This is a genomic window from Streptomyces siamensis (assembly GCF_039543605.1).
Classification (GTDB): domain Bacteria; phylum Actinomycetota; class Actinomycetes; order Streptomycetales; family Streptomycetaceae; genus Streptomyces; species Streptomyces siamensis.
Genome location: NZ_BAABKB010000023.1, coordinates 1 through 19247, shown reverse-complemented (window position 1 = coordinate 19247; position 19247 = coordinate 1). Strand labels below are relative to the sequence as shown.

Genomic DNA, 19247 nt, shown 5'->3' with positions numbered 1-19247 from the left:
CGATCTGATTCGGCCTGGCCCGAAGAACGACATTCCGGAAGGACTGCCCCAGGCTGTCATGGTCTACCGCATACATTTCACGGTTCAGGATCTGGCCCGCACACGTGTGGCCCAGGCGCCGATGCCTCTGCACGAGCTGGAACTTGCCGCGCGAGCGCTGCAGAGCCGCAGCCGGCCCGCCCGGCTCGATGCCTGGCGCCACCGTGCGCGCGCCCGGCTGACCGCCCCGGCCCGTATGGTGCTGGCCCTCATGCCTGCCGTGGGATGTTCGCCGGACTTCCTCAGCCCGGCCCGGGCGGGCGGTGTCGAAGACCTTCTGGAACAGGTGCGCAGCACACCTCGCGCACACGTCAGGACGAACCTGCTGGAGACGGCACGCCGGCGTCCTTCGCTGCCCGCCTGGGCCCGCCGCCTGGCTGATGACGCCTCCTTGTTCGCCGAGCTCTGCACGGGACTCGGCGACCTCCACACCTGTCTGCTCGCTCCGCACTGGGACCGGTTCACCGCACACCTGGAGGCGGACCGGCCGCTGCGCCTGCAGCAGTTGCTCACCGGCGGCATCGAGCAGCTGCTGACCCGGGCCAACCCCCAGTGGATGCGGTGGAAGGCCCCGGTCCTGGAAGTCCGCATGCCCAACGGAGCCGACCGCGACGTCCGCCTGGACGGGGAAGGCCTGCTGCTCGTCCCGTCGACGTTCTGCACCCGCGCCATCGTCACCGACGGCCCGCCCGTCTCGGTGAGCTACCCCGCCAGCCCGGACCGGCACCCCGGTGACCTCACCGTCCCTGCCTCCGTGCCCGGCCGGACACGCTCCGCCGGTGCGTCGATGCTTCTGGGCCGCACCCGCACCATGGTGCTCACCACCGTGGCGGAGCACCCGGGGTGTTCCACCAAGGAACTCGCCGCCCGCGCGGGGATCGCACCCGCGAGCGCCAGCGAACACGCCACCGTTCTGCGCGAGGCCGGACTGATCCGCTCGCTGCGCCACCGCAACTCCATGCTGCACAGCCTCACCCCCCTCGGCCTGGCCCTCCTCAACACCCCGGAGGAAGGCTGAGGAGCCGCGCCGGCGGCTTCGGCCGTGACCGCACGGGATTCGCCGTGACCCGACCCGACCCGACCCGCCCCGCGCCGGCCGGCCCTGCCCGGCGGCATGCGGGCGCTCATACCAGGCCGAGGGACCACGCTCGAGATGCCCCCGGTGTGCACACCGGCCGGCGTACACCCGGCCCGGCGAACGCCTCGTGCCGGCGCACCGCCCGCGTGAGATGTCCGGGCCGCGCGAACTCCTGCGGCGCCGTGAGGGGTTCGGCGAACAGGTGTGAGACACCTGCGCCGGGCCGCGTCGTGCGCGAGCAGCCGCGCCATGGCCTGCCCGGCCGCACGCTCTTGCGGCAGACGGCCTCAAAGCCTGGCGGCGACGTGTGCGGTCGGCGCACACCACAGCGTCAACACGCCTTGCACCACCATGGCGTGAGCGTGACCGCAGGGCCGTCCTGCGCCCGGACAGGACGCCGACAGCGAAGCCGCCATGCCCTGCGACCGCGGCCCGGCCCGCGTGGCGAGACCGGGCGAGCGAGCGGGGGCCCGGGGCGTGTTTCACGGCCACGTGCAGGTCGCCCCTGGTGTCGCTGTCCCGCGTGCCTGGCCACCGCGGTGCGCCATCGAGGCAGGGCGTGCGAGGAGGACCGGCTGCGTGTGTCCGGACCTGGACGTTTCGCCGCGTCTAGGATGAATATCCCTCCTGTCGAAGATGACCCGTTTCTGCGAGGAGATCGTCCCCATGCCCGCGCGCACTGTCCTTGTCCTGCAGCACGTCGAGGTCGAAAAGCCCGGACTGATCCTGGATGTGTTGGAGGGCAGCGGTCTCGACGTCGACATCCGGAACCTGGTCGAGGGGCGGGGCGTCTCGGCGAGACATCTGCCGCCTGTAGGTGACCTGGCAGGGCTGGTCGTGATGGGCGGCCCCATGAGCGCTGACGACCTGACAGGTCATCCGGTCCTGAAGCTGGAGCGGGCGCTTCTGGCCGACGCACTGAAAGCCCGGATTCCGACGCTGGGTGTGTGCCTGGGGGCTCAACTCCTCGCCCGCGCCCAGCACCTGGCCGTACGCACAGGTGCTGAGCTCGGCCACCCGCGCGAGATCGGCTAGCAGTCATCAAGGAGCACATCAAAAACCAGAAACAACCCGCCTGAGCCGACTCAAGTCAACAGTGCAGACCCATGCGCCCGTGCGGGTCAGAGCAGAAGTAAGAAGCGGTTCCTCCCGGGCGCAAACGCACAGGGTTCCGCGCTAGATCATGCTGAACGTCCATGTCTTCGTCCACAGATCATCACCTGCGGCCGGGCAACGGACTCCCCGGCTAGCTGGTCTGGCAGGGTGGACAACGGAACCGTATCTGTGCGGCCGTGGACCCGCCCTGTTCGGTACTCCAGAGAAGGCCGCCATCCTGGTGACGCCTGCTGACTGGGAGGAGTGATGGGCGCTGTGGGGCACGCATGCGCAGCACATGGAGGACGCCGATGAACTCACGCCGAATCGCACACACCCGTGGCCTGGTGCCGACCCTCGCGGTCGGCCTGTCCATGACGGGGTGCACGAGTGCCGATCCCGGTGAAACCAGGCGCAGCGCCAACGGCCAGCAGGGCGGCCTGGCCGAGGGCGGCGACAGCGGCCGCATCGCCAGGTTCCTGGCCGACAGCCGCCTCGCCGGCGAGCACGCCCTGGCACGACGACTGGCCCGAGCCGCCGAGGAGGGCGACCTGCCGGCGGGGACCGACCCTCACGCGCTCGCCCGCTATGTCATGGTGGTCAGCGAGGGCAACGCCGTGCAGGCGGCTGCCGGCGCGGCCCGCGCCGCCCTCCATGCCACCGTCGACATCGCCCTGCAGGCGATACCTCGATCGCCGCAGATCGTGAACTGAAGCTCCTGGGCTACCAGGCCTACCAGTTCGGACATGACGAGCCGAAGGACGAGAAGCGCGCATGTCCTCTGGCTGCTGACTTCTTCAGCAGGCTCTTCAGCCGACATGACGTCAGCGGGGCCGCCAGGGATCACGTCCGCACGGCGGCGGGAGCGGGCTGAGTTACGGTTCGCCCACCTTCGACAATTCGGCGGGCGGGGAGCAACTGTGCCGGGTCGCGGACTTTTGCGCGAAGGTCCGCAGCATCTGAGCCCAGTGGGTGTCGGAGACCGGTGCCTTGCTGTACGAGCCGGGAAGCCCAAGCGTGTAGTGCGCCGTGCCCTGCCCGCGCCCGCACCGCGAGCTCATCCACAGCACCGTCTGCAGACCGGCGAAGCCGTCCTGCCGGTCCGCGTCCAGCCCCGGAAACGGGGACTCGGTCCGGCCCGGTTCGGGGAACCTGGCGGGTGCCTTTCGGGCCACACTGGCCGCAGGCCCGTGACGGGCCCGCAGCGACAGCACCAGGCCGCCTTTGGCGTCCTTGAGCACACACCCCTCGCTGAGGGCCAGCCCCGAGGCCGAGCCCTGCGCCTGGACTGCCCCGGTCACTTCCGCAAGGCTCGGCGTGATGACGCCCCGGCAGACACCGGCCGTGTGCGCCAGGTCCGTCGGGGGCGGCTCCGCCGCGGGAATCCCGCTCGGCGTACGGCCCAGCCCGCCCCTGCAGTGCCACCGGGCCGCGGTGTGGCGGGCCGCGTCGGCGGCCAGCCCGGCCAGTTTCGTGCGGAAGACGCCGGGCACCTCGCCGTGCGTATCCACCGAGTCCCTCGCCGCGACGAGCAGTCCGCCACCGGCCACCCGCGGGCAGTCCAGCAGTACCGCTACCTCGGTCCGAAACCGGTCGCCCGAGGGCCCGACTCCGCTGTTGAACGAGTCGTAGCCGCCGAGCCAGCCGTGGCCGAGCGGGACAGAGCCCTGCGCGCCCGAGAAACCCCACACGTCGCCGGGGTCCGTCCTGTGGAACTCTTTCCGGCCGGCGGCCGTGACGCTCACGAGTGCGGTCTGGGACAGCATGCACCACTGCCGCGGCGCAGGTGTGCCACCCGCCGACCCCGGCCGCGCGCCGGCGCTGCTCGTGCCGGTGTACGCCTCCGCCACAGCCTTCGTCAACAGCCCATCGCACACCGTCGCCACCGCCTTGGCACCTTGCTCCGGGCTGCTTCGGCATGCGCTCGCACCGGCACCGAGCGCGACGGCCAGCAGCAGGCCGAGTACGGTTCTTGGCAATGCACGGCGTTGCACGACGCTGCAAACCCCCTGAGCCCCATGCGGCGAATACGCCAACCTAACAGCGGCGGAAGCGGGTCAACAAGCGATCGGCCCCGCGCCTATCGCCAGCCGCACTTCGGCCACCCCCAAGCCGACCGCATCCACAGCGCCCGCGCCCGCCCGGGTCCGTACCTCGCAAGGATCTGTCGCCCTGACCGAATGGCACGACGGCGACGCAATGGTGTTGCACACAGCTGCACATCCCATCGAGGGAGGCGATCATGCCGCTACTGTTCGTCGGCATCGACCCCAACACCGGGGACAAGCAGAGCCCCACGGTGTGGGTCGACCAGGAGAAGCAGGAACTCGTCTTCCAGGGCTGGAAGCTGGATCCCGAACTGGAGGCGGAATGCGCAGCGTTCGAGATGCCCGGCCACGCGCAGGGAATCCCGGACGGCGAAGCCGTGATCCGCATGCCGGCCAGGATGGTGCACCTGATCAGGGAGGCGTGCAATGCCGTCGAGCGTGCCGACCTTCGATGAGCTGATCTCCACCTGCACTTGCTCCGCCGTCCATTTGGAGATGCGCGACGCGTACGCCGTCGACTACGAACAGGGCCCCTTCGCCGAGTGGCGCAGCGGATTCCGCCACAACCCGGCCGACCGCGCCTCCTGGTGGCGGCCCTGGCTCGACCTGATCGAAGAGACCGTGGGCCGCGGGGTCGTGGTGCGCCGCGCCCGCATCGTGTCCGAACCCGTCAGCGAGTACACGAAGTTCCTGTACGAGGGCACGTTCACCAACGTCGCGGCAGGCGAGCAGGTCCGGTGGCTTCCGCGCCGCAGGGCGTCCGACATCGCACTGCCGGGCAACGACTTCTGGCTCTTCGACGAACAGTGGATCCACTGGAACCACTTCGCCGGTGACGGGTCGTGGACGGGCGAGGAGATCACCGACGATCCGGCCACAGCCCGGCTGTGCACCAAAGCGTTCGAGACCGTGTGGTCTCGGGCCATCCCGCACGACCAGTACCAGATCCACTGACCGCACGCACCGGACAGGCCAGCTCATGCCCCTCTCCCCGTCCTCGTCCGCCCAGGCCGCGCGCGAGGTCGTCGCGCTCCGGCTGCGCGAGTTGCGCAAGAACGCCGGGCTGACGGTCGTCGAGCTGGCCGGCCGGTGCGGATGGCACCACTCCAAGACACCCCGCGTCGAGAACGCCGTCACGGCCCCAGGTAACTGCGTTGCGGTTCCCTGCTTCGCGCGCACTACTAGCGCGTCCTCTTCGGCAACCCTCACTATGCCGACATGGACAGTGCGTTGTTTGCGGCCATCATCGGCACACTGGGTGGTGGCTTAGTCACCGGGGGCGCCGCTCTGTTGCGGAACAGAACGAGTGTGCGCACTGCAGGTCGGTTGATCTACGCAGAGCTCACCAGAAACAGCGTGGCGGTCGCGTATTTTCGTCAGACCGGCCACTGGGCCGCCCCGAGCCTGTCCCGAGAAGCTTGGGATGCTCACGGCACGGTTCTGGCCCGGCGGCGAAGCGGGGCGTCTTTCGAGGCGGTCCATCGCGGGTATGAGGCGCTCGAGTTGGCGCCCTTCATAGCGGACGACACGTTGTCAGAAGTCGAACGCGACGAGTGGCTGAGTCGTGAGGCTGCCCGCCTGAGCGCGGCGATTGAGGAGATCGGCGGTATTGCTCAGGTGCCGACGGCACAGATCCGAGAATGGACCCGCCGCCTCGAAGGTCCTAGGCCCGCACACCGCACTCCGCACCCACTAGCCAGGGCAGGCCTGATCCCTCTGTCACTCCTAGAAGCGCTGACACAGGACGCTGTGCCCTCAGACGGATTTACCAACGCCGGCGTAGCACTTACGGACGAAGGACCGAAGCCACTCCCAGACGCCACATCCGTGGCGGATCTTGTGATCTTCGATGCGAAGAACGGCAAGAAGACGGTGGACCTTGCCGTCGCTCGGTACACGGGGCTGCCGCCAGTGGGTGACCTGGTCATCGATGAAACGTACGATCTGCTGATCACTACTCGCAGGTTCTTCCGAGAGGTCTACGGCCGGGCCCAACTTCCCTCGGGTGGTGGGCCGCTTGCTGCGGTTGTGCACTACGGGAAGAACTACCCCAACGGCCGCTGGGACGGCTATTCGCTCATTCTGGGCGACGGTGACGGAGCGGTATTCCAACGGTTCAGTCAGTGCCCTGAAGTCATCGCTGGGGAGGCCACCTGGGGGCTTGACGAGATGCTGTACTTCGTCTCATTCCAAGGGGAGGAAGGGGCCCTTGCACGCTCCCACTGTGACGTTTTCGGCACTCTCGTAAAACAGTGGTCCCTCGGCCAGTCCGTCGATGAGGCCGACTGGATCATGGGTGCTGGCCTGCTCGCCCCAGGCCGTCAAGGCGTCGGCCTGCGTTCTCTCAAGGCACCGGGCACCGCGTATGACGACAACGTCATGGGTAAAGATCCGCAACCGGCGCACATGGACGGCTACATAGTCACGAAGGGCAACGAAGGCAACTACATCAACTGTGGCATACCCAACCACGCCTTCTATTTGCTCGCCACAAGCCTGGGCGGCCGGGCCTGGGAACATGCCGGGCAGATCTGGTGGGACGCGTTGACCAGCGATGGACTACGAGACGGCCTGCACTTCGCGGACTGGGCCCAACGCACCGTCACTGCTGCCCGCGTACGATACGGCGAGGAGAGCAAAGAGGAGCGTGCTGTCCTTGACGCGTGGTCCGGCGTGGGTGTGATGCCGTCAGTGGCCGGGGCCGTGGCTGGCGGGGATGAGGCGTCCGGCAACCATCCGGACGCGAGGCCAACTCCCTGAGACAGGAAACCTCACCGCGCGACGGCGACCCCAATAGGTGGGGCTGCCACCGAGACTTGATCAGCCCACACCGCCCCGCATCCGCCACGACATGACCGCATCAGAAGTAGGCGCTGAGCCGGGAGCGCATCTACGCTGCTTCGCCCCGGCCGTGGGTGCTGCTCAGAGGCGGGCTTGTCGCGTCTCGGTTTGCTCCTGCTTGCCAGCCCGTCACGGTGCCAGGGGGGACAGTGACGGCGGATCGGGAACTGGGGTGAGCAACGGGGTCGTGCGCCATCAACAGCCCAGACGCGGCTTACTGGCTCTAACAAAAGCGGTTGATCATGTGACTGTCGGTTTGATCGCTCGTTGATGGGGGCATGGGGAAGCGTCAGTCGCGGCCGTGGATCGTGGACGACGACTTGTGGGCGCTGATCGAACCGTTGTTGCCGCCCTGGCCGGAGCGGTCACCCGGTCCGCGGCCGGTGTCGGACCGGCTCTGTCTCCAGGGCATTCTCTACGTCCTCTGCAACGACATAGCCTGGCAACTCCTGCCGCTGGAGCTGGGGTTCGGCTCCGGACAGACCTGCTGGCGTCGCCTGGAGCGGTGACAGCAGGCGGGAGTCTTCGACCGGCTGCACCGCATCCTGCTCGCCGAGCTGAACGCGGCCGGCCGACTCGACTGGTCGCGGGCCTGCGTGGACGGCTCCCATGTCCGCGCGAAAAAAGGGGGGTGCCGACACCGGTCCGTCGCCGGTCGACCGGCGCAAGACAGGCAGCAAACATCACCTGATCTGCGACGGACGCGGAACTCCGCTCAAGGTCATCACGACCGCGGCGAACGTCAACGACGTCACCCAGACCCTTGCCCTGGTCGACGGCATCCCACCCGTCGCCGGTCGCCCTGGTCGTCCTCGAAGGCGTCGGGAAGCCCTGCTCGGAGACAAGGGCTACGACTCCGATCCGAACCGCGAAGAGCTTCGCAAGCGGCTGATCCTGCCCGTCATCTCCCGCAAGGGCGCCCCGGACATCAAGGGCATGGGCAAGCTCCGCTACGTCGTGGAGCAGACCTTCGCCCTGCTCCACCAGTTCAAACGCCTCGCCGTGCGATGGGAACGCCGCACCGAGCTCCACGACGCCTTCGTCTCGTTGGCCTGCGGCCTCATCTGCTGGAGGCGGCTTCAAAAGCCCAAGAACGGCTGACCGGTGTCAGAGCAGGCCAGGGCCCCAGCGGGCTGCTTCAGAGCGTTGGTACTCTCCGCTTCCAGGGCGAGATGGGGGAGACGAACGTGGGAGCAGAGCCGTCGAGTCCTCCGAGCCGCTGGTCCAGCGGAATTGGCTTTGGTGTCCTCTTCGGCGGGCTGACCGCAGTGGTGACCATTGCTGCGATTGGGAGGGCATGGGCTGCTTGTGACATCGGCGTCAACGCAGCAGCCAACAGCATGACTCTGCTGTTTCTTGCGCCTCTCATATGGATCGCCACTACGGTTCCGTGGGTGATCCTGCACAGCACTCTCGGAAGACGTCATCGCAGGACAGCCCGGATGGCAGGGCTCATCTTCACCCTGTGGTTCACCTGGTTCCTTGTCACATGGCTCGGGATGCCGGACTCATACCCCGCCCCGTTTTGCCCGGGCAACGTTCCACCCTGGTGGCCGAGCTTCATCCCGACATGACTCCAGCACGGCTTGTGAACGACCTTGGCGCTGGCAGCAGCAACCTACTCAGCAGCGCCCCCGACCAGCCGCTTCACACCAGCAAGATCGTGTTACGAGCTCTTAGCCTCGATCGTTCTTGAGTCCTCGTCGATTCGATGTCGGGGACTCTGTGCTTGAGGCCACGGGCAAGGCCCTTGCCGGGGTGAGGGTTGCCGTGTCGCGGGCGGGCAGGGATTCGGTGACGGTCACGGCCGGCAGCTGCGGCGGGTACGAGGTGTGGCTGAAGGCGACCGTGCCGGCCGTCATCGTCACCGCCGGCGGCCAGGGACACGGCAAGCGCAGCAGGAAGGTGAGTGTGAAGCGGGGCAGTCCGGCGAAGGCCGATGTCGCCCTGTCGGGCAGCTGACCGGCGTCGCGGCGCTTCGGCACGACCACTGACCGTGCCGAAGCGCCGCGGCGCGCATACGGGATGCCCCCTGGAATTCGCCACTTCCGGCGGGGTATCCCGTATGCGTGATCGGACCTCGGCGAGCGTGCCTTCGGCTTTTGGTGATGCCCGGTGGTTTCCTGCGCCTGGTCGCATGGCAGCGCCCGCCCGCCGTGCTTCAGGCGGGATGCCGGGTGTCCGGGCCCCGGCCGGTCGACGGATCGGCGGTACGTGGGCGGAGTCACTGCCGGTCATCGTCGGCTCGCTGCTCGCTGCTCGCTGCTCGCTGCTCGCTGCTCGCCGGCCAGAGGCCGGCCGGGTGGGGTCGTGTGCGGTGAGCCGGTCCCTGTGCTGTCGACGGCGGTGTCCGCGGGGAGGGGGAGGGTGTTGCGGGGGGTGTTTCAGCGGTTGGTGAGGTAGTGGGGGATGGTGATCGTGGGGTCGAGGTCGGCGGCGGGTGTGGGTGTGCCGTAGGTGCGTGCCACGGGCAGGACGCCGGTCCAGTGGGGCAGGGTGAGGTCTTCGGGGTCGTCGTTGGGGTCGCCGGTGCGTACTTTGGCGCAGACTTCGTCGAGGTCGAGGGCGACGACGGCGGTGGCGGCGAGTTCTTTGGTGTTCGCGGGGCGGGTGTCGGTGGCGCGGCCGGGCACGATGTTCTCGATCAGGGCGTTGAGTGCGGTGGAGCGTTCGGCGGGGTCGGTGACCTGGCGGGCGGTGCCGTGCACGATGACGGACCGGTAGTTGATCGCGTGGTGGATGGCGGAGCGGGCCAGCACGAGCCCGTCCACGTGGGTGACGGTCAGGCACACGGCGATCCCGGTGTCCTCGCCGGCGCAGCGCAGTGGCCGGGAGCCGACGGAGCCGTGCATGTAGAGGCGTTCTGCGACGCGGGCGTAGAGGGTCGGCAGCACGACGGGGGCGCCGTCGCGGACGAAGCCGAGGTGGCAGAGGTAGTCCGCGTCGAGGATCGCGTGCACCAGTTCACGGTCGTAGGAGGCGTGCCTGCGGATGCGGGTGGGGACAGTGCGGTCCGTTGCGGTGTAGGCGTTGCCGGTGGGGGGCGGGGAAGATATGACGCAATCCTTTTGAACTAGTGCATAATGGGTGTTGTGATAGGAGAGTACACGTTCACGGGTCGGGGTGCGGCGGAGATCGCAGCGAGCGTCGAGGAGGCCATCGGGCAGGGCACCCTCGCGCCGGGTACCGCGCTCCCGCCGCTGCGGGAGCTTGCCGGCGCGCTCGGCGTCAACCCCAACACCGTCGCCGCCGCCTACCGCCTGTTGCGTGATCGTGGCGTCATCGAGACCGCGGGCCGGCGCGGCAGCCGGGTGAGGCCGCGCCCGGCCATCACCGCGCACGACGAGATCCGCCTGGAGGTGCCGCCCGGCGTGCGCGACCTGTCCGACGGCAACCCGGACACGGCGCTGCTGCCCCCGCTGGGTGAGGCGCTGGCCGAGGCTGCCGCCCGGCACGCCCGGCAGCCGATGCTGTACGGCCAGGCCCCGGTCGACGACGAGCTCGGCACTCTGGCCCGCGCGGCTTTCGACGCCGACGGCGTCCCCGACGGCCCCGTCGGGCTCAGCTCCGGATCCCTGGATGCCATGGAGCGCGCGCTCGCCGCCCACCTGCGGCCCGGCGACGCGGTGGCGGTCGAGGACCCGGGCTGGGGCAGCCTCTTCGACCTCGTCCCCGCCCTCGGCCTGCGGCCGATCCCGGTCGGTGTCGACGACGACGGCCCGCTGCCCCACGACGTGGACACCGCCCTGCGGCAGGGGGCACGGGCACTGATCGTCACCGACCGCGGCCAGAACCCCACCGGCGCCACGATCTCCGCCGCCCGCGCCCAGGACCTGCGTGCCCTCCTCGCGGAGCACCCGCAGGTCCTCGTCATCGACGACGACCATGTGCACGGACTGACCGATCTGCCGCTGCACCCGCTGGCCGGCAGCACCCGGCACTGGATGCTCGTCCGCTCGATGGCCAAGGCGTATGGCCCCGACCTGCGTCTGGCCGTCCTGACCGGCGACCCTCTCACCGTCGACCGGATCCGCGGCCGCTACCGGCTGGGCCCCGGCTGGGTCAGCCACCTGCTCCAGCACACCGTGACCCATCTGTGCCGCACCGGTGCCGTGGACGTCGCGGCGGTGTCCGCCGGCTACGCTGCGCGCCGCGACACGCTCGTGCAGGCCCTGGCCGATCGCGGGGTGACGGCGTATGGCCGCAGCAGCATGAACGTGTGGGTGCCGGTACCCGATGAGACCGGGGCGGTGACCCGGCTGCTGCAGGCCGGCTGGGCGGTCGCACCCGGCGCACGCTTCCGGCTCTCCTCACCGCCCGGCATCCGCATCACCATCTCGCCCCTGACGGCGCACGAGGTGCCGGCCCTGGCCGACGCCGTCACCGCCGCGATCCGCCCGCACCGCACCGGGCGTTTCGGCTGACGGACGGCGCCGGGCGCCCGGCGTCCTGCCCGGCCCGCGGCTGGAGGGATGGGTGGGTCAGGGACCGGTGCGCAGAGCCTGCCGGAGCGCGGTGATGGCCCGGGCCGTCGCCCTGCGGGCCGCCTCGGTGGGCGAGGGAGGACCGTGTGTCGAGCACAACGACGTCATTGGTCCCGTCGTATGGGGGCGCGGTGAGCGGCACACCCGCGGCGCGCCGTTTCGCTGCGCAGACCCTTGACCCTTGACCCTTGACCCTTGCCTTCGTCCCAGTCCCGTGCGATGTCGGCCTGTGCGGTGACGACGAGTACCGGGGGCAGAGGGGTGGACTGCTCCTGGCCGGCCCGCAGCGGGCCGGCGGTGATCTGCGTGCGGTGCGTCTCGCCGTTCGTGTCCTGGTCCCACCACTACCGCACGGCATTGCGGCGCAGGACGCAGCCTTCGGTGAACCGGTGACAGGCGCCGGCCTCGGAACCGGTGTCGGTGACGGGCGGGACCAGCGCGCAGGCACCGGAATCCGGCGCCGGGCGGGCGATGTGCTGTGACCGTCAAGGGCCGCGGCGGTGCGGCAGTCGCACGCAACTGCGTGCGCCCCGACTCCGGCGGGAGCGTCTGCGCATCAGTCATGTGACTGCGGATGGGCACCGCATTCTTCACACGCCGCCACCGCGGAGCGGTGAAACCGTCGCCCTGCGGCGTGCACCCCTTTGTTGGCAGAGCCGCGGGTTTGTTCGCAGAGTCGCGGGCGCATGCCGGTGCCACTCGTCGGTCGCGCTGCTGGCCGGCCGTGAACTCCTGCGGCCGAGAACGCGGCCGGGATCTGGCTACCCCTGGTGAGCGCGGTTTCGCCTGCCGGCTCCCGCACACGGCATGCCCGTGCACGCCTTGACCCGCAGGCTCTGTGCCGCCCGGTTTTACGGCTGATTCCGCTTTCCCTCGACGAGGGCGGCCACGCCGGCGGCCCAGTCCATCTTGTGGAACTCCGTGCCGGGGTGAACCAGGTCGAAGGTCTCCAGCAGCCATTCCTCCAGCCGTCCCCGGTCCATCTCGAGCAGGCACGAACGGCCGTGTGCCTCCAGCTTCATGTGCACCACACGGCGTCCGTGGGCGATGGACGGCCACAGCCGTACGTCACCCACGCCGCTCGGTTCCTCGGTGCCGTCGAAGAGCAGGTCGCGTGAGAGGACCCACGGGACCACCCCACCCTCTGCCGGGTGCAGTTCCATCAGCACGACGAGAGGGTCCGCCTCGGTGTAATGGAACTCGGCCGTGAGCGGGATACGGACCGACGGACAAAGAATCCTCTCGATGTGCAGGCGCAGCGGGCGCATGCGGTGAGCGGACCGGCCGCGAGCCGAAAGGCCCGGCTTCTCGTATGGCATGGGGCGACGCCCCTTTCGATGCGGGAATTTCGTCCACCTTGGCTCCACGACCACATCCTGGGCATCAGTCAGCTGACTGAAGACCGTGTCCTAGGTGATGACACGGACGACAGCAGGCAGGAGAAGAACGGCTGAGCCCGGACCCACCGGCCTGATTTTGCAGCAAATGCCCCGGAGCCGAGAGAGCCGGTGACCCAGGGCGTCGTCCCCTCTTCGGCGGGTCTACCCAGCTCCAGTTGGGGGAGGCAAACGCATCCCCGACCCGAAGACGCGCAGCGCCACAGTCCTCCGCGCCTGACGGGACTACCGACGAAACTCGCTGACCTGCGGTAATGAGATGGGTCGGTGCGCCCAAATCCCAGGCTTGCCAGCAGGTCTTCCCGCCGAGCGAGGTTGGAGGAGAGGAGCGTTGTCCCAAGGAAGGCTGTCAGTCCTCGTTCATAGGATCACGGCATGTCTGATGCCTTCACCGTTTTGTGGACCCATGACACGTGCCGTGCCCTGCGTAAGGAGGGTCGCGTGGGTGAGCGGCCGCCGGTCGCCTTCAGCGGCGTCCATTCCTCCCTGCCCGCCTGGTCGGGCGCCCGTGTTGGGGACGAGGTGTACGCGCTGCATATCAACCGGTGTGTCGTGTACGTGGTGAGCCGGATGAGGGTGATCGACATGGAGCGGCGCGACTGCTGCGGCAACGCCCCCGCGACGTGGCAGGACCCAGCGTTTCCCGGGCACGGTGACTGGTCGATGCTCGGTGCCGGCGGCTGCGGCGCCGCGGCGGTGCACGTGGACGCGACGCCTGTGCGCTTCGACATACCGATCCGCGGCGATCTTCTGGCGAGGCTTACCTGGCGTAACCGCCGAGGCCAGACCCGCGGTCTGAAGTACGTGGTGGACGGCCGTCTCGAGCGCTCGATCAGCCTCCAGGGGTTCTACCGTCTGACCTCCGAGTCGGCTGAGGAGTTGACGGAGGTAGTCGGCAACGCCGTTCCTTGATGCCGACAGACGAATGGGCAACCGGATCACACCCGCTACCGCAGTCTCTCCCGTGAGCGCCGACTCGCTTTCGTCACCCGGCACGCCGCATTTCGTCGGTTCCCGTGACGGGTAGTTGGTCCGCTTCCGGCCTTCGACGGACTGACGGATCACGGCCGGCGAGCGCCGGGGTGGACAGGGGGATCCGCGACGGTGCTTGGGTGTTTGAACGTGCCCGGTCGTCGTGTTGCGACGGTGGCACTGCCGGCGTGTCCGGGCTGGGACCGCAGCGTGTTTGCGTGCCTGTCGGCAGCCGGATGGGCCCGCCGAGGAATCCGGCGGGCCGTCACGGAAGAGTCGGGCTCATACGTCGTTTTTATGGCTGCGGTGAGGACTGGGCGGCTTTGGGGAAGCCCAGTTCATCCAGTAGTGCGTCGAACAGCTCCTCCGCGAAGGTCTCCTGAGAACGCAGCAGTTCCTCGATCCGCCACTGCTGCGCCGTGGCCGGGACACCAGCCGCTGAGGCCCACGCGAGGGCGCCTTCGGCGTCGGCCGGAACCTCCGCATCGAGCTCGGCGCGTTTGTGTCTCATGGCCTCTTCGAACTCCGGGGTGACCGTCCACAGGCTCGTGTCGTCCACGTCCTCGGGTTCCTCGAGGAGGAGGGACGCGGCGATGTCCAGGTTGAGCCATGCCTGCCAGCGTCGGCCGTTGGTGTCCAGTGCGGTCACGAGGGCGACGCTGCTGTCGGAGACGTCGGCGACGCAGGCCGGCGCGCCAGTCCATTTGACCAGGTCGGGCAGGTACTCGTGTTCCCAGATGCCGTGTTCCAACTGCAGGGTCTGCCAGCCGCCCGGTCGTGGCGGCCACTCATCCACGCTGTCCTCCAGTCCTGGATCGGTGCTGTCGAACAGGGGTGCTTCCAGCAGGGGGCGCTCGCTGCGTGCAAAGACCAGATGACCGGAAAAGCCCATGGAACCTCCTCGTCGAATACCAGCGCACCCTACGGGCCGTCACTGACACCACCGGTGTGGGCCGGCATCTGCTCCCGGCCGACTGGCTCACCGGACGAGCCGGCGGCAGCCGGTGAGGGCTGCGGCTGCGGCTGTGGCGGCGGGGGCGAGGACGTGTTCGGTCTTGCGTTGGTAGCACGGTGGAGCCTTTGGCGGCCTGCCGGCCCCGCACCGGATCACAGCGGCACCCCCGCACCGGACCGGATGCTCAACTGCCACCCTGGACACGGCCGTCATCATGGCCGAGCCGTCTCTTTGTGTGAGCCGCTGTAAGTCGAATGACTGGCCGCGGCACCCGTGACGTACCGCGTCAGGTTACCGGGGAAGAACGACACCGCCCCTTGCGGAATCTAGGTCACGTTCCGGATTACCGAGGCGGCACCCCGGGCCCATCATGGAAGTGCGCCGGAAAACAGGACCGGGTCACACGGTCCTTCGTTTCGGCCGGCGGGAGAGACGAGTTGCGGATGCATCCGAACTCGGCGTCGAATCCCGCCCCCTCTCCTGAAACCACTTCAGACATCGTGGAGACCATCATGTCCGCAATTCGTCCGTTCACGTTCGAGTTCCCCGAGGCGGAGCTCGAGGAGATGCGTGCACGCATTCAGGCGACGCGCTTTCCCGAGAAGGAGACTGTCGCAGACCATTCGCAGGGTGTGCCGCTGGAGACGGTGCAGGAACTCGCCCGCTACTGGGCCGAGGAGTACGACTGGCGCAAGGTCGAGGCGAAGCTGAAGGCGCTGCCGCACTTCATCACCGAGATCGACGGCCTGGACATCCACTTCCTCCACGTCCGCTCCAAGCACGCGGATGCCCTGCCGCTGATCGTCACGCACGGCTGGCCCGGGTCGATCATCGAGCAGCTGAAGATCATCGAACCGCTCACCAACCCGACGGCCCACGGCGGCGATGCCTCGGACGCGTTCCACCTGGTGATCCCGTCGATGCCGGGCTACGGGTTCTCCGGCAAGCCGACCGCGGCCGGCTGGGACGCCGAGCACATCGCGCGTGCCTGGGGCGAGCTGATGAAGCGCCTGGGCTACACCAAGTACGTGGCGCAGGGCGGCGACTGGGGCGCGATCATCTCGGACCTCATGGGCGTGCAGGAGCCCGAGGGCCTGGCGGGCATCCACGTCAACCTGCCCGGCACCGTTCCGCCCGCCGTCGAGCAGGCGCTCGCGGTCGGCAACCCGCTGCCCGCCGACTTCGTGGTGGCAGGCGACGAGGAGAAGCGCGCGGTCGAGCAGGTCGGCCACCTGTACCAGAACATCGCCCAGTTCCTCATGATGGCCTCGCGCCCGCAGACGCTGGCCGCCCTCGCGGACTCGCCCGTCGGCCTGGCGACCTACCTGCTCGACCACGACGCGCCGAGCCTTCAGATGATCGCCCGGGCCTTCGCCGGACAGGTCGAGGGCCTCACCCGGGACGACGTCCTGGACAACATCACGCTGTTCTGGCTGACGAACACGGGCGTGTCCGCGGCGCGTCTGTACGCGGAGAACAAGACCCCGTTCCTCGGCGCCAAGGGCGTCAAGCTCCCGGTCGCCGTCAGCGTCTTCCCCGACGAGGTCTACCAGGCCCCCAAGAGCTGGGCCGAGCAGGCGTACCCGAACCTCGTCCACTACAACAGGCTCGAGGTGGGCGGCCACTTCGCCGCCTGGGAGCAGCCGGAGCAGCTCGTGAACGAGGTCCGTGCGGGCTTCCGCTCCCTGCGCTAGTCCGTCGTCCACCAACGACTGCACGGGCGGCAACCCGCCGGGGCGATCGAGCGGCCTTTTCGCGGGCCACTCGGCCGCCCCGGGCCACCCGGCCACGCCACGCGCCCAGGCCATGAGCACCCTGACGCCGACGCCTGGATGCCGGGTACCGGGCCGACTCTCCTACGGCCCCTCGACCGGCGGGTCCCGCAACCCCCGACTCCGGCCCCGCGCCCGACAGCGGGGGACCGGAGCGCGGGACCCGTCCTCTTTTCATGAGCCCGTCACCGCCCGCGCGGGCGCGGATGAGACACCCCGGAAAGGGCGGGCAGAGCGTGTCACCCGCGACAGACACACCCCGACACAGCGGCCTGCGCCGTCCGTGCGATGCCCGGACGGCCTGCGGCGGGCTGTGCCAACGGTCCCCGACGGCCGGCGTCGGCTGCTGCGACGGATGGCCGGACCCCTCCTGGGTGTGGTCATGGGCGCAGACAGCGGCGATGTGGGGGTACGGGCCTACGGACGGGGCCTTCGTGCCGCCCTGTCTGCCACCGGCATACCGCCGGCAGGACCGCAGCAGTACGAACCGCCCCGGGTGCGTGAGCTGCCCGCAATCACCACAGGACGCCCGGGCGTTGGCCGGCCGCCGACCCTGACACGCACCGGCCCGGATGCACGGGTGTTTTCGAACATCGAAGAAAGGCGAACAGGTTATGAGTGAAGTCCGGCAAAAAGCATGGCTCGCGGGCGGCTGTTTCTGGGGCATGCAGGATCTGCTCCGCACGCTCCCCGGCGTCGTGAGTACCCGGGTGGGATACAGCGGCGGCATCATGCGCCATCCGACCTACGTCGAACACGGCAACCACGCGGAGTCGATCGAGATCGTTTTCGACCCGGCCGCCACCGACTACCGCACCGTCCTGGAGTACTTCTTCCAGATCCATGACCCGACGACGAGGTACCGGCAGGGAAACGACGTCGGCGTCGACTACCGCTCCGCCATCTTCTACCACGACGCCGAGCAGCGGCGCATCGCCGAGGACACCATCGCCGACGTCGACGCGTCGGGCCTGTGGCCGGGACGCGTGGTGACCGAAGTCGTGCCGGCCGACATCTTCTGGGAAGCCGAGCCGGAGCACCAGGACTACCTCCGCCGCTATCCGGACGGCTACACCTGTCACTTCGTGCGCCCGAACTGGCGGCTGCCGAGGCGGGCGGACTCCTGACCCTGCGGCCCTGCCGGCGGGTGCGGCACCCGCGGCGTGCCGGAGGCGGCGTCTGTACCGGGAACACCTGGGGCCGCCGCCTTCCGGCGGGTGACGGGGCAGGGCCCCTTCCCCGACACGTCGGGCATCGCCAGGGATCTCACATTCGTTCGTCGCGTCGAAGCCGAACCGTCGCGACGACCATTCCGGCACCGCCTGCGGACACACCGGCCGTGCGCAACAGGCAGACCGTCCGCGACATGAACGCACCGCGCGCGCTTCCTTTGTCCGCAACACGCGGGAAGACCCTGCGGGGGCGGGAAGCGCGCGCGGTGCGGGGCGGACTCTGACAGGGAGGGGGGCAGAACATGCACACAGCGCAGAGACAGCAGCCGGGGGAACCCGGCAACGTCACCGCCTTCGCCCGCTTCGTGCTCTGCGGCGGCGCAGTGGGACTCGCCTCCAGCTTCGCCGTGACGGCCCTGGCTTCCTTGATCGCCTGGAGTCTGGCCAACGCCCTGGTCGCCGTTCTCTCCCCGCTCCTGGCCACCGAGCTGTACGCCCGCTTCGCCTTCGGCGGGGGCACCCGCGCGACCCGGCGCCAGCATGCGCAGTCCGCCGGGTCCGCGGCGGCCGCCTACGTGGCGACCTGCGCGGCGATGTTCGTCCTGCAGCAACTCGTGGTCGAACCCGGCGTCGTGCTCGTGCAGATCGTCTACCTGTCGGCCTCCGCGCTCGTCGGCGTCGCGCGGTTCGCGGTGCTGCGCCTCGTCGTCTTCGCACGGCACCGGCCGCAGAGCGCGGCCACCGGCCGCACCGCCCGTCTCGCGCACGCGAGCGTGGCCCACGATGCCGCACCCGGCGAAGTTGTGGCCGTCCGCCACGCCGCCTGACCCTGGCTCCGGGCGGCATGCCGCGCGCCAGGCGAAGCCGGACAACGCACGGGACGGGGCCGCCACCGCCGGGTCGCCCAGAGAAGCCGTGTCCTGGCTCGCCGGATGCCGATGCCTGCACCGCCGCTACGAGCGCAAGGCCGAGCACTTCCTTGCTTTCGCCGGCACAGCCGCCGCCCTCATCGGCTCCCGCCGGCTCAGAAGCTGAGCCGGCCCAGGCCTGCCGTGTCGGTGGCAACCCATAAGGTGCGCGCAACGTCACCAAGCAACCTGCGGCGCGCTGGGACGGCATCTGAGGCATGAGGGTTGTGTCGTGTCCGCGTGAGGGGCCCCGCCTGATGGCAGGCGGGGCCCCTCACGGTGTTGCGGGCGGCTGTGGTGCAACAGAGCCGCCCGCGGTCCCTGTTCGGCCGAAGCCCGCTGCCTGCGGGGTGGGGCAGTGGGCGGCCGTCAGGCTGCGTCGGCGGCTCAACCTCCCCACCCGCACGCCTTCGCCGCGGTTCCGGTGTGCAGAGACCGTCGTTCATCGCCGCCCGGCCGTGCAGCTGCCCTGGTGTCGCATGCTCC

General features: G+C 69.3%; 16 protein-coding genes and 3 pseudogenes. 15 read left to right on the top strand and 4 right to left on the bottom strand.

Translation table 11 applies throughout. From position 1 onward, the window contains the following. Positions 1 to 58 precede the first annotated feature (58 nt). The 3 genes from ABEB03_RS27065 (at position 59) to ABEB03_RS27055 (ending at position 2925) form a co-directional block, all read left to right on the top strand. A complete protein-coding gene (locus ABEB03_RS27065; protein WP_345654858.1) occupies positions 59 to 1057 on the top strand; it encodes a winged helix-turn-helix domain-containing protein in 999 nt (332 codons plus the stop codon). Between the two features lie 726 nt (positions 1058 to 1783). Further along, positions 1784 to 2152 (top strand): glutamine amidotransferase-related protein, encoded by a 369-nt coding sequence (locus ABEB03_RS27060; RefSeq protein ID WP_345654855.1) that lies wholly within the window; start codon positions 1784 to 1786, stop codon positions 2150 to 2152. 371 nt (positions 2153 to 2523) lie between these two features. Then, on the top strand, positions 2524 to 2925 hold the full coding sequence (locus ABEB03_RS27055; protein WP_345654852.1) for a hypothetical protein: 402 nt from the start codon (positions 2524 to 2526) through the stop codon (positions 2923 to 2925). A 162-nt stretch (positions 2926 to 3087) separates the two neighbouring features. Here ABEB03_RS27055 and ABEB03_RS27050 read toward each other — a convergent pair whose 3' ends face one another. Beyond that, positions 3088 to 4074 carry a hypothetical protein gene (locus ABEB03_RS27050; RefSeq protein ID WP_345654849.1) on the bottom strand — a complete coding sequence of 329 codons (987 nt, stop codon included), beginning with the start codon at positions 4072 to 4074 and terminating at the stop codon, positions 3088 to 3090. Positions 4075 to 4454: 380 nt separating this feature from the next. On the opposite strand from ABEB03_RS27050, the gene ABEB03_RS27045 reads away from it, so the two are divergent. From ABEB03_RS27045 to ABEB03_RS27020, 6 genes and pseudogenes are all read left to right on the top strand, one after another. Further along, a complete protein-coding gene (locus ABEB03_RS27045; RefSeq protein ID WP_345654846.1) occupies positions 4455 to 4715 on the top strand; it encodes a hypothetical protein in 261 nt (86 codons plus the stop codon). Beyond that, the gene (locus tag ABEB03_RS27040; RefSeq protein ID WP_345654841.1) at positions 4687 to 5214 is read left to right on the top strand and encodes a DUF6879 family protein; all 528 of its coding nucleotides are present in this window, start codon (positions 4687 to 4689) and stop codon (positions 5212 to 5214) included. Before ABEB03_RS27045 ends, ABEB03_RS27040 begins: the two co-directional genes overlap by 29 nt. Before the next feature lie 25 nt (positions 5215 to 5239). Then, a pseudogene (locus ABEB03_RS27035) lies at positions 5240 to 5404 on the top strand (helix-turn-helix domain-containing protein); the annotation flags it as partial. A gap of 74 nt (positions 5405 to 5478) precedes the next feature. Then, positions 5479 to 7020, top strand: a complete 1542-nt coding sequence (locus ABEB03_RS27030; protein WP_345654836.1) for a M4 family metallopeptidase — start codon at positions 5479 to 5481, stop codon at positions 7018 to 7020. A 359-nt stretch (positions 7021 to 7379) separates the two neighbouring features. Next, positions 7380 to 8202, top strand: a pseudogene (locus ABEB03_RS27025) (IS5 family transposase). A 693-nt stretch (positions 8203 to 8895) separates the two neighbouring features. Beyond that, the gene (locus ABEB03_RS27020) at positions 8896 to 9063 is read left to right on the top strand and encodes a hypothetical protein (RefSeq protein ID WP_345654833.1); all 168 of its coding nucleotides are present in this window, start codon (positions 8896 to 8898) and stop codon (positions 9061 to 9063) included. A 422-nt stretch (positions 9064 to 9485) separates the two neighbouring features. Here the strand turns inward: ABEB03_RS27020 and ABEB03_RS27015 are convergent, their stop codons facing one another. After that, positions 9486 to 10157, bottom strand: a complete 672-nt coding sequence (locus ABEB03_RS27015; RefSeq protein WP_345655351.1) for a pyridoxamine 5'-phosphate oxidase family protein — start codon at positions 10155 to 10157, stop codon at positions 9486 to 9488. A gap of 36 nt (positions 10158 to 10193) precedes the next feature. Between ABEB03_RS27015 and ABEB03_RS27010 the strand changes: the two genes are divergently transcribed. Beyond that, on the top strand, positions 10194 to 11525 hold the full coding sequence (locus ABEB03_RS27010; RefSeq protein ID WP_425589303.1) for an aminotransferase class I/II-fold pyridoxal phosphate-dependent enzyme: 1332 nt from the start codon (positions 10194 to 10196) through the stop codon (positions 11523 to 11525). 911 nt (positions 11526 to 12436) lie between these two features. Here the strand turns inward: ABEB03_RS27010 and ABEB03_RS27005 are convergent. Beyond that, the gene (locus ABEB03_RS27005) at positions 12437 to 12853 is read right to left on the bottom strand and encodes an SsgA family sporulation/cell division regulator (RefSeq protein ID WP_345654827.1); all 417 of its coding nucleotides are present in this window, start codon (positions 12851 to 12853) and stop codon (positions 12437 to 12439) included. A 504-nt stretch (positions 12854 to 13357) separates the two neighbouring features. Between ABEB03_RS27005 and ABEB03_RS27000 the strand changes: the two genes are divergently transcribed. Beyond that, positions 13358 to 13894: a hypothetical protein gene (locus ABEB03_RS27000; RefSeq protein ID WP_345654824.1), complete on the top strand. Its 537-nt coding sequence runs from the start codon at positions 13358 to 13360 to the stop codon at positions 13892 to 13894. Between the two features lie 355 nt (positions 13895 to 14249). On the opposite strand, the gene ABEB03_RS26995 is transcribed toward ABEB03_RS27000, so the two are convergent. Then, the gene (locus ABEB03_RS26995) at positions 14250 to 14846 is read right to left on the bottom strand and encodes a hypothetical protein (protein WP_345654822.1); all 597 of its coding nucleotides are present in this window, start codon (positions 14844 to 14846) and stop codon (positions 14250 to 14252) included. A 575-nt stretch (positions 14847 to 15421) separates the two neighbouring features. Between ABEB03_RS26995 and ABEB03_RS26990 the strand changes: the two genes are divergently transcribed. From ABEB03_RS26990 to ABEB03_RS26975, 4 genes and pseudogenes are all read left to right on the top strand, one after another. After that, a complete protein-coding gene (locus tag ABEB03_RS26990; protein ID WP_345654819.1) occupies positions 15422 to 16603 on the top strand; it encodes an epoxide hydrolase family protein in 1182 nt (393 codons plus the stop codon). Positions 16604 to 17295: 692 nt separating this feature from the next. Further along, on the top strand, positions 17296 to 17808 hold the full coding sequence (gene msrA, locus ABEB03_RS26985; protein WP_345654816.1) for a peptide-methionine (S)-S-oxide reductase MsrA: 513 nt from the start codon (positions 17296 to 17298) through the stop codon (positions 17806 to 17808). Between the two features lie 347 nt (positions 17809 to 18155). Next, positions 18156 to 18680 (top strand): hypothetical protein, encoded by a 525-nt coding sequence (locus tag ABEB03_RS26980; RefSeq protein ID WP_345654814.1) that lies wholly within the window; start codon positions 18156 to 18158, stop codon positions 18678 to 18680. 57 nt (positions 18681 to 18737) lie between these two features. After that, positions 18738 to 18888: pseudogene (locus ABEB03_RS26975) on the top strand (IS5/IS1182 family transposase); the annotation flags it as partial. Positions 18889 to 19247 lie beyond the last annotated feature (359 nt).

What these genes read in the sequence shown, in the direction of transcription:
- ABEB03_RS27030 (WP_345654836.1), top strand. Translation starts at nt 5,479, where the DNA reads ATGGACAGTGCGTTGTTTGCGGCCATCATCGGCACACTGGGTGGTGGC.
- ABEB03_RS27000 (WP_345654824.1), top strand. Translation starts at nt 13,358, where the DNA reads ATGTCTGATGCCTTCACCGTTTTGTGGACCCATGACACGTGCCGTGCC.
- ABEB03_RS27065 (WP_345654858.1), top strand. Translation starts at nt 59, where the DNA reads ATGGTCTACCGCATACATTTCACGGTTCAGGATCTGGCCCGCACACGT.
- ABEB03_RS26980 (WP_345654814.1), top strand. Translation starts at nt 18,156, where the DNA reads ATGCACACAGCGCAGAGACAGCAGCCGGGGGAACCCGGCAACGTCACC.
- msrA (WP_345654816.1), top strand. Translation starts at nt 17,296, where the DNA reads ATGAGTGAAGTCCGGCAAAAAGCATGGCTCGCGGGCGGCTGTTTCTGG.
- ABEB03_RS27005 (WP_345654827.1), bottom strand. Translation starts at nt 12,853, where the DNA reads ATGCGCCCGCTGCGCCTGCACATCGAGAGGATTCTTTGTCCGTCGGTC.
- ABEB03_RS27040 (WP_345654841.1), top strand. Translation starts at nt 4,687, where the DNA reads ATGCCGTCGAGCGTGCCGACCTTCGATGAGCTGATCTCCACCTGCACT.
- ABEB03_RS27055 (WP_345654852.1), top strand. Translation starts at nt 2,524, where the DNA reads ATGAACTCACGCCGAATCGCACACACCCGTGGCCTGGTGCCGACCCTC.
- ABEB03_RS27045 (WP_345654846.1), top strand. Translation starts at nt 4,455, where the DNA reads ATGCCGCTACTGTTCGTCGGCATCGACCCCAACACCGGGGACAAGCAG.
- ABEB03_RS26990 (WP_345654819.1), top strand. Translation starts at nt 15,422, where the DNA reads ATGTCCGCAATTCGTCCGTTCACGTTCGAGTTCCCCGAGGCGGAGCTC.
- ABEB03_RS27060 (WP_345654855.1), top strand. Translation starts at nt 1,784, where the DNA reads ATGCCCGCGCGCACTGTCCTTGTCCTGCAGCACGTCGAGGTCGAAAAG.
- ABEB03_RS26995 (WP_345654822.1), bottom strand. Translation starts at nt 14,846, where the DNA reads ATGGGCTTTTCCGGTCATCTGGTCTTTGCACGCAGCGAGCGCCCCCTG.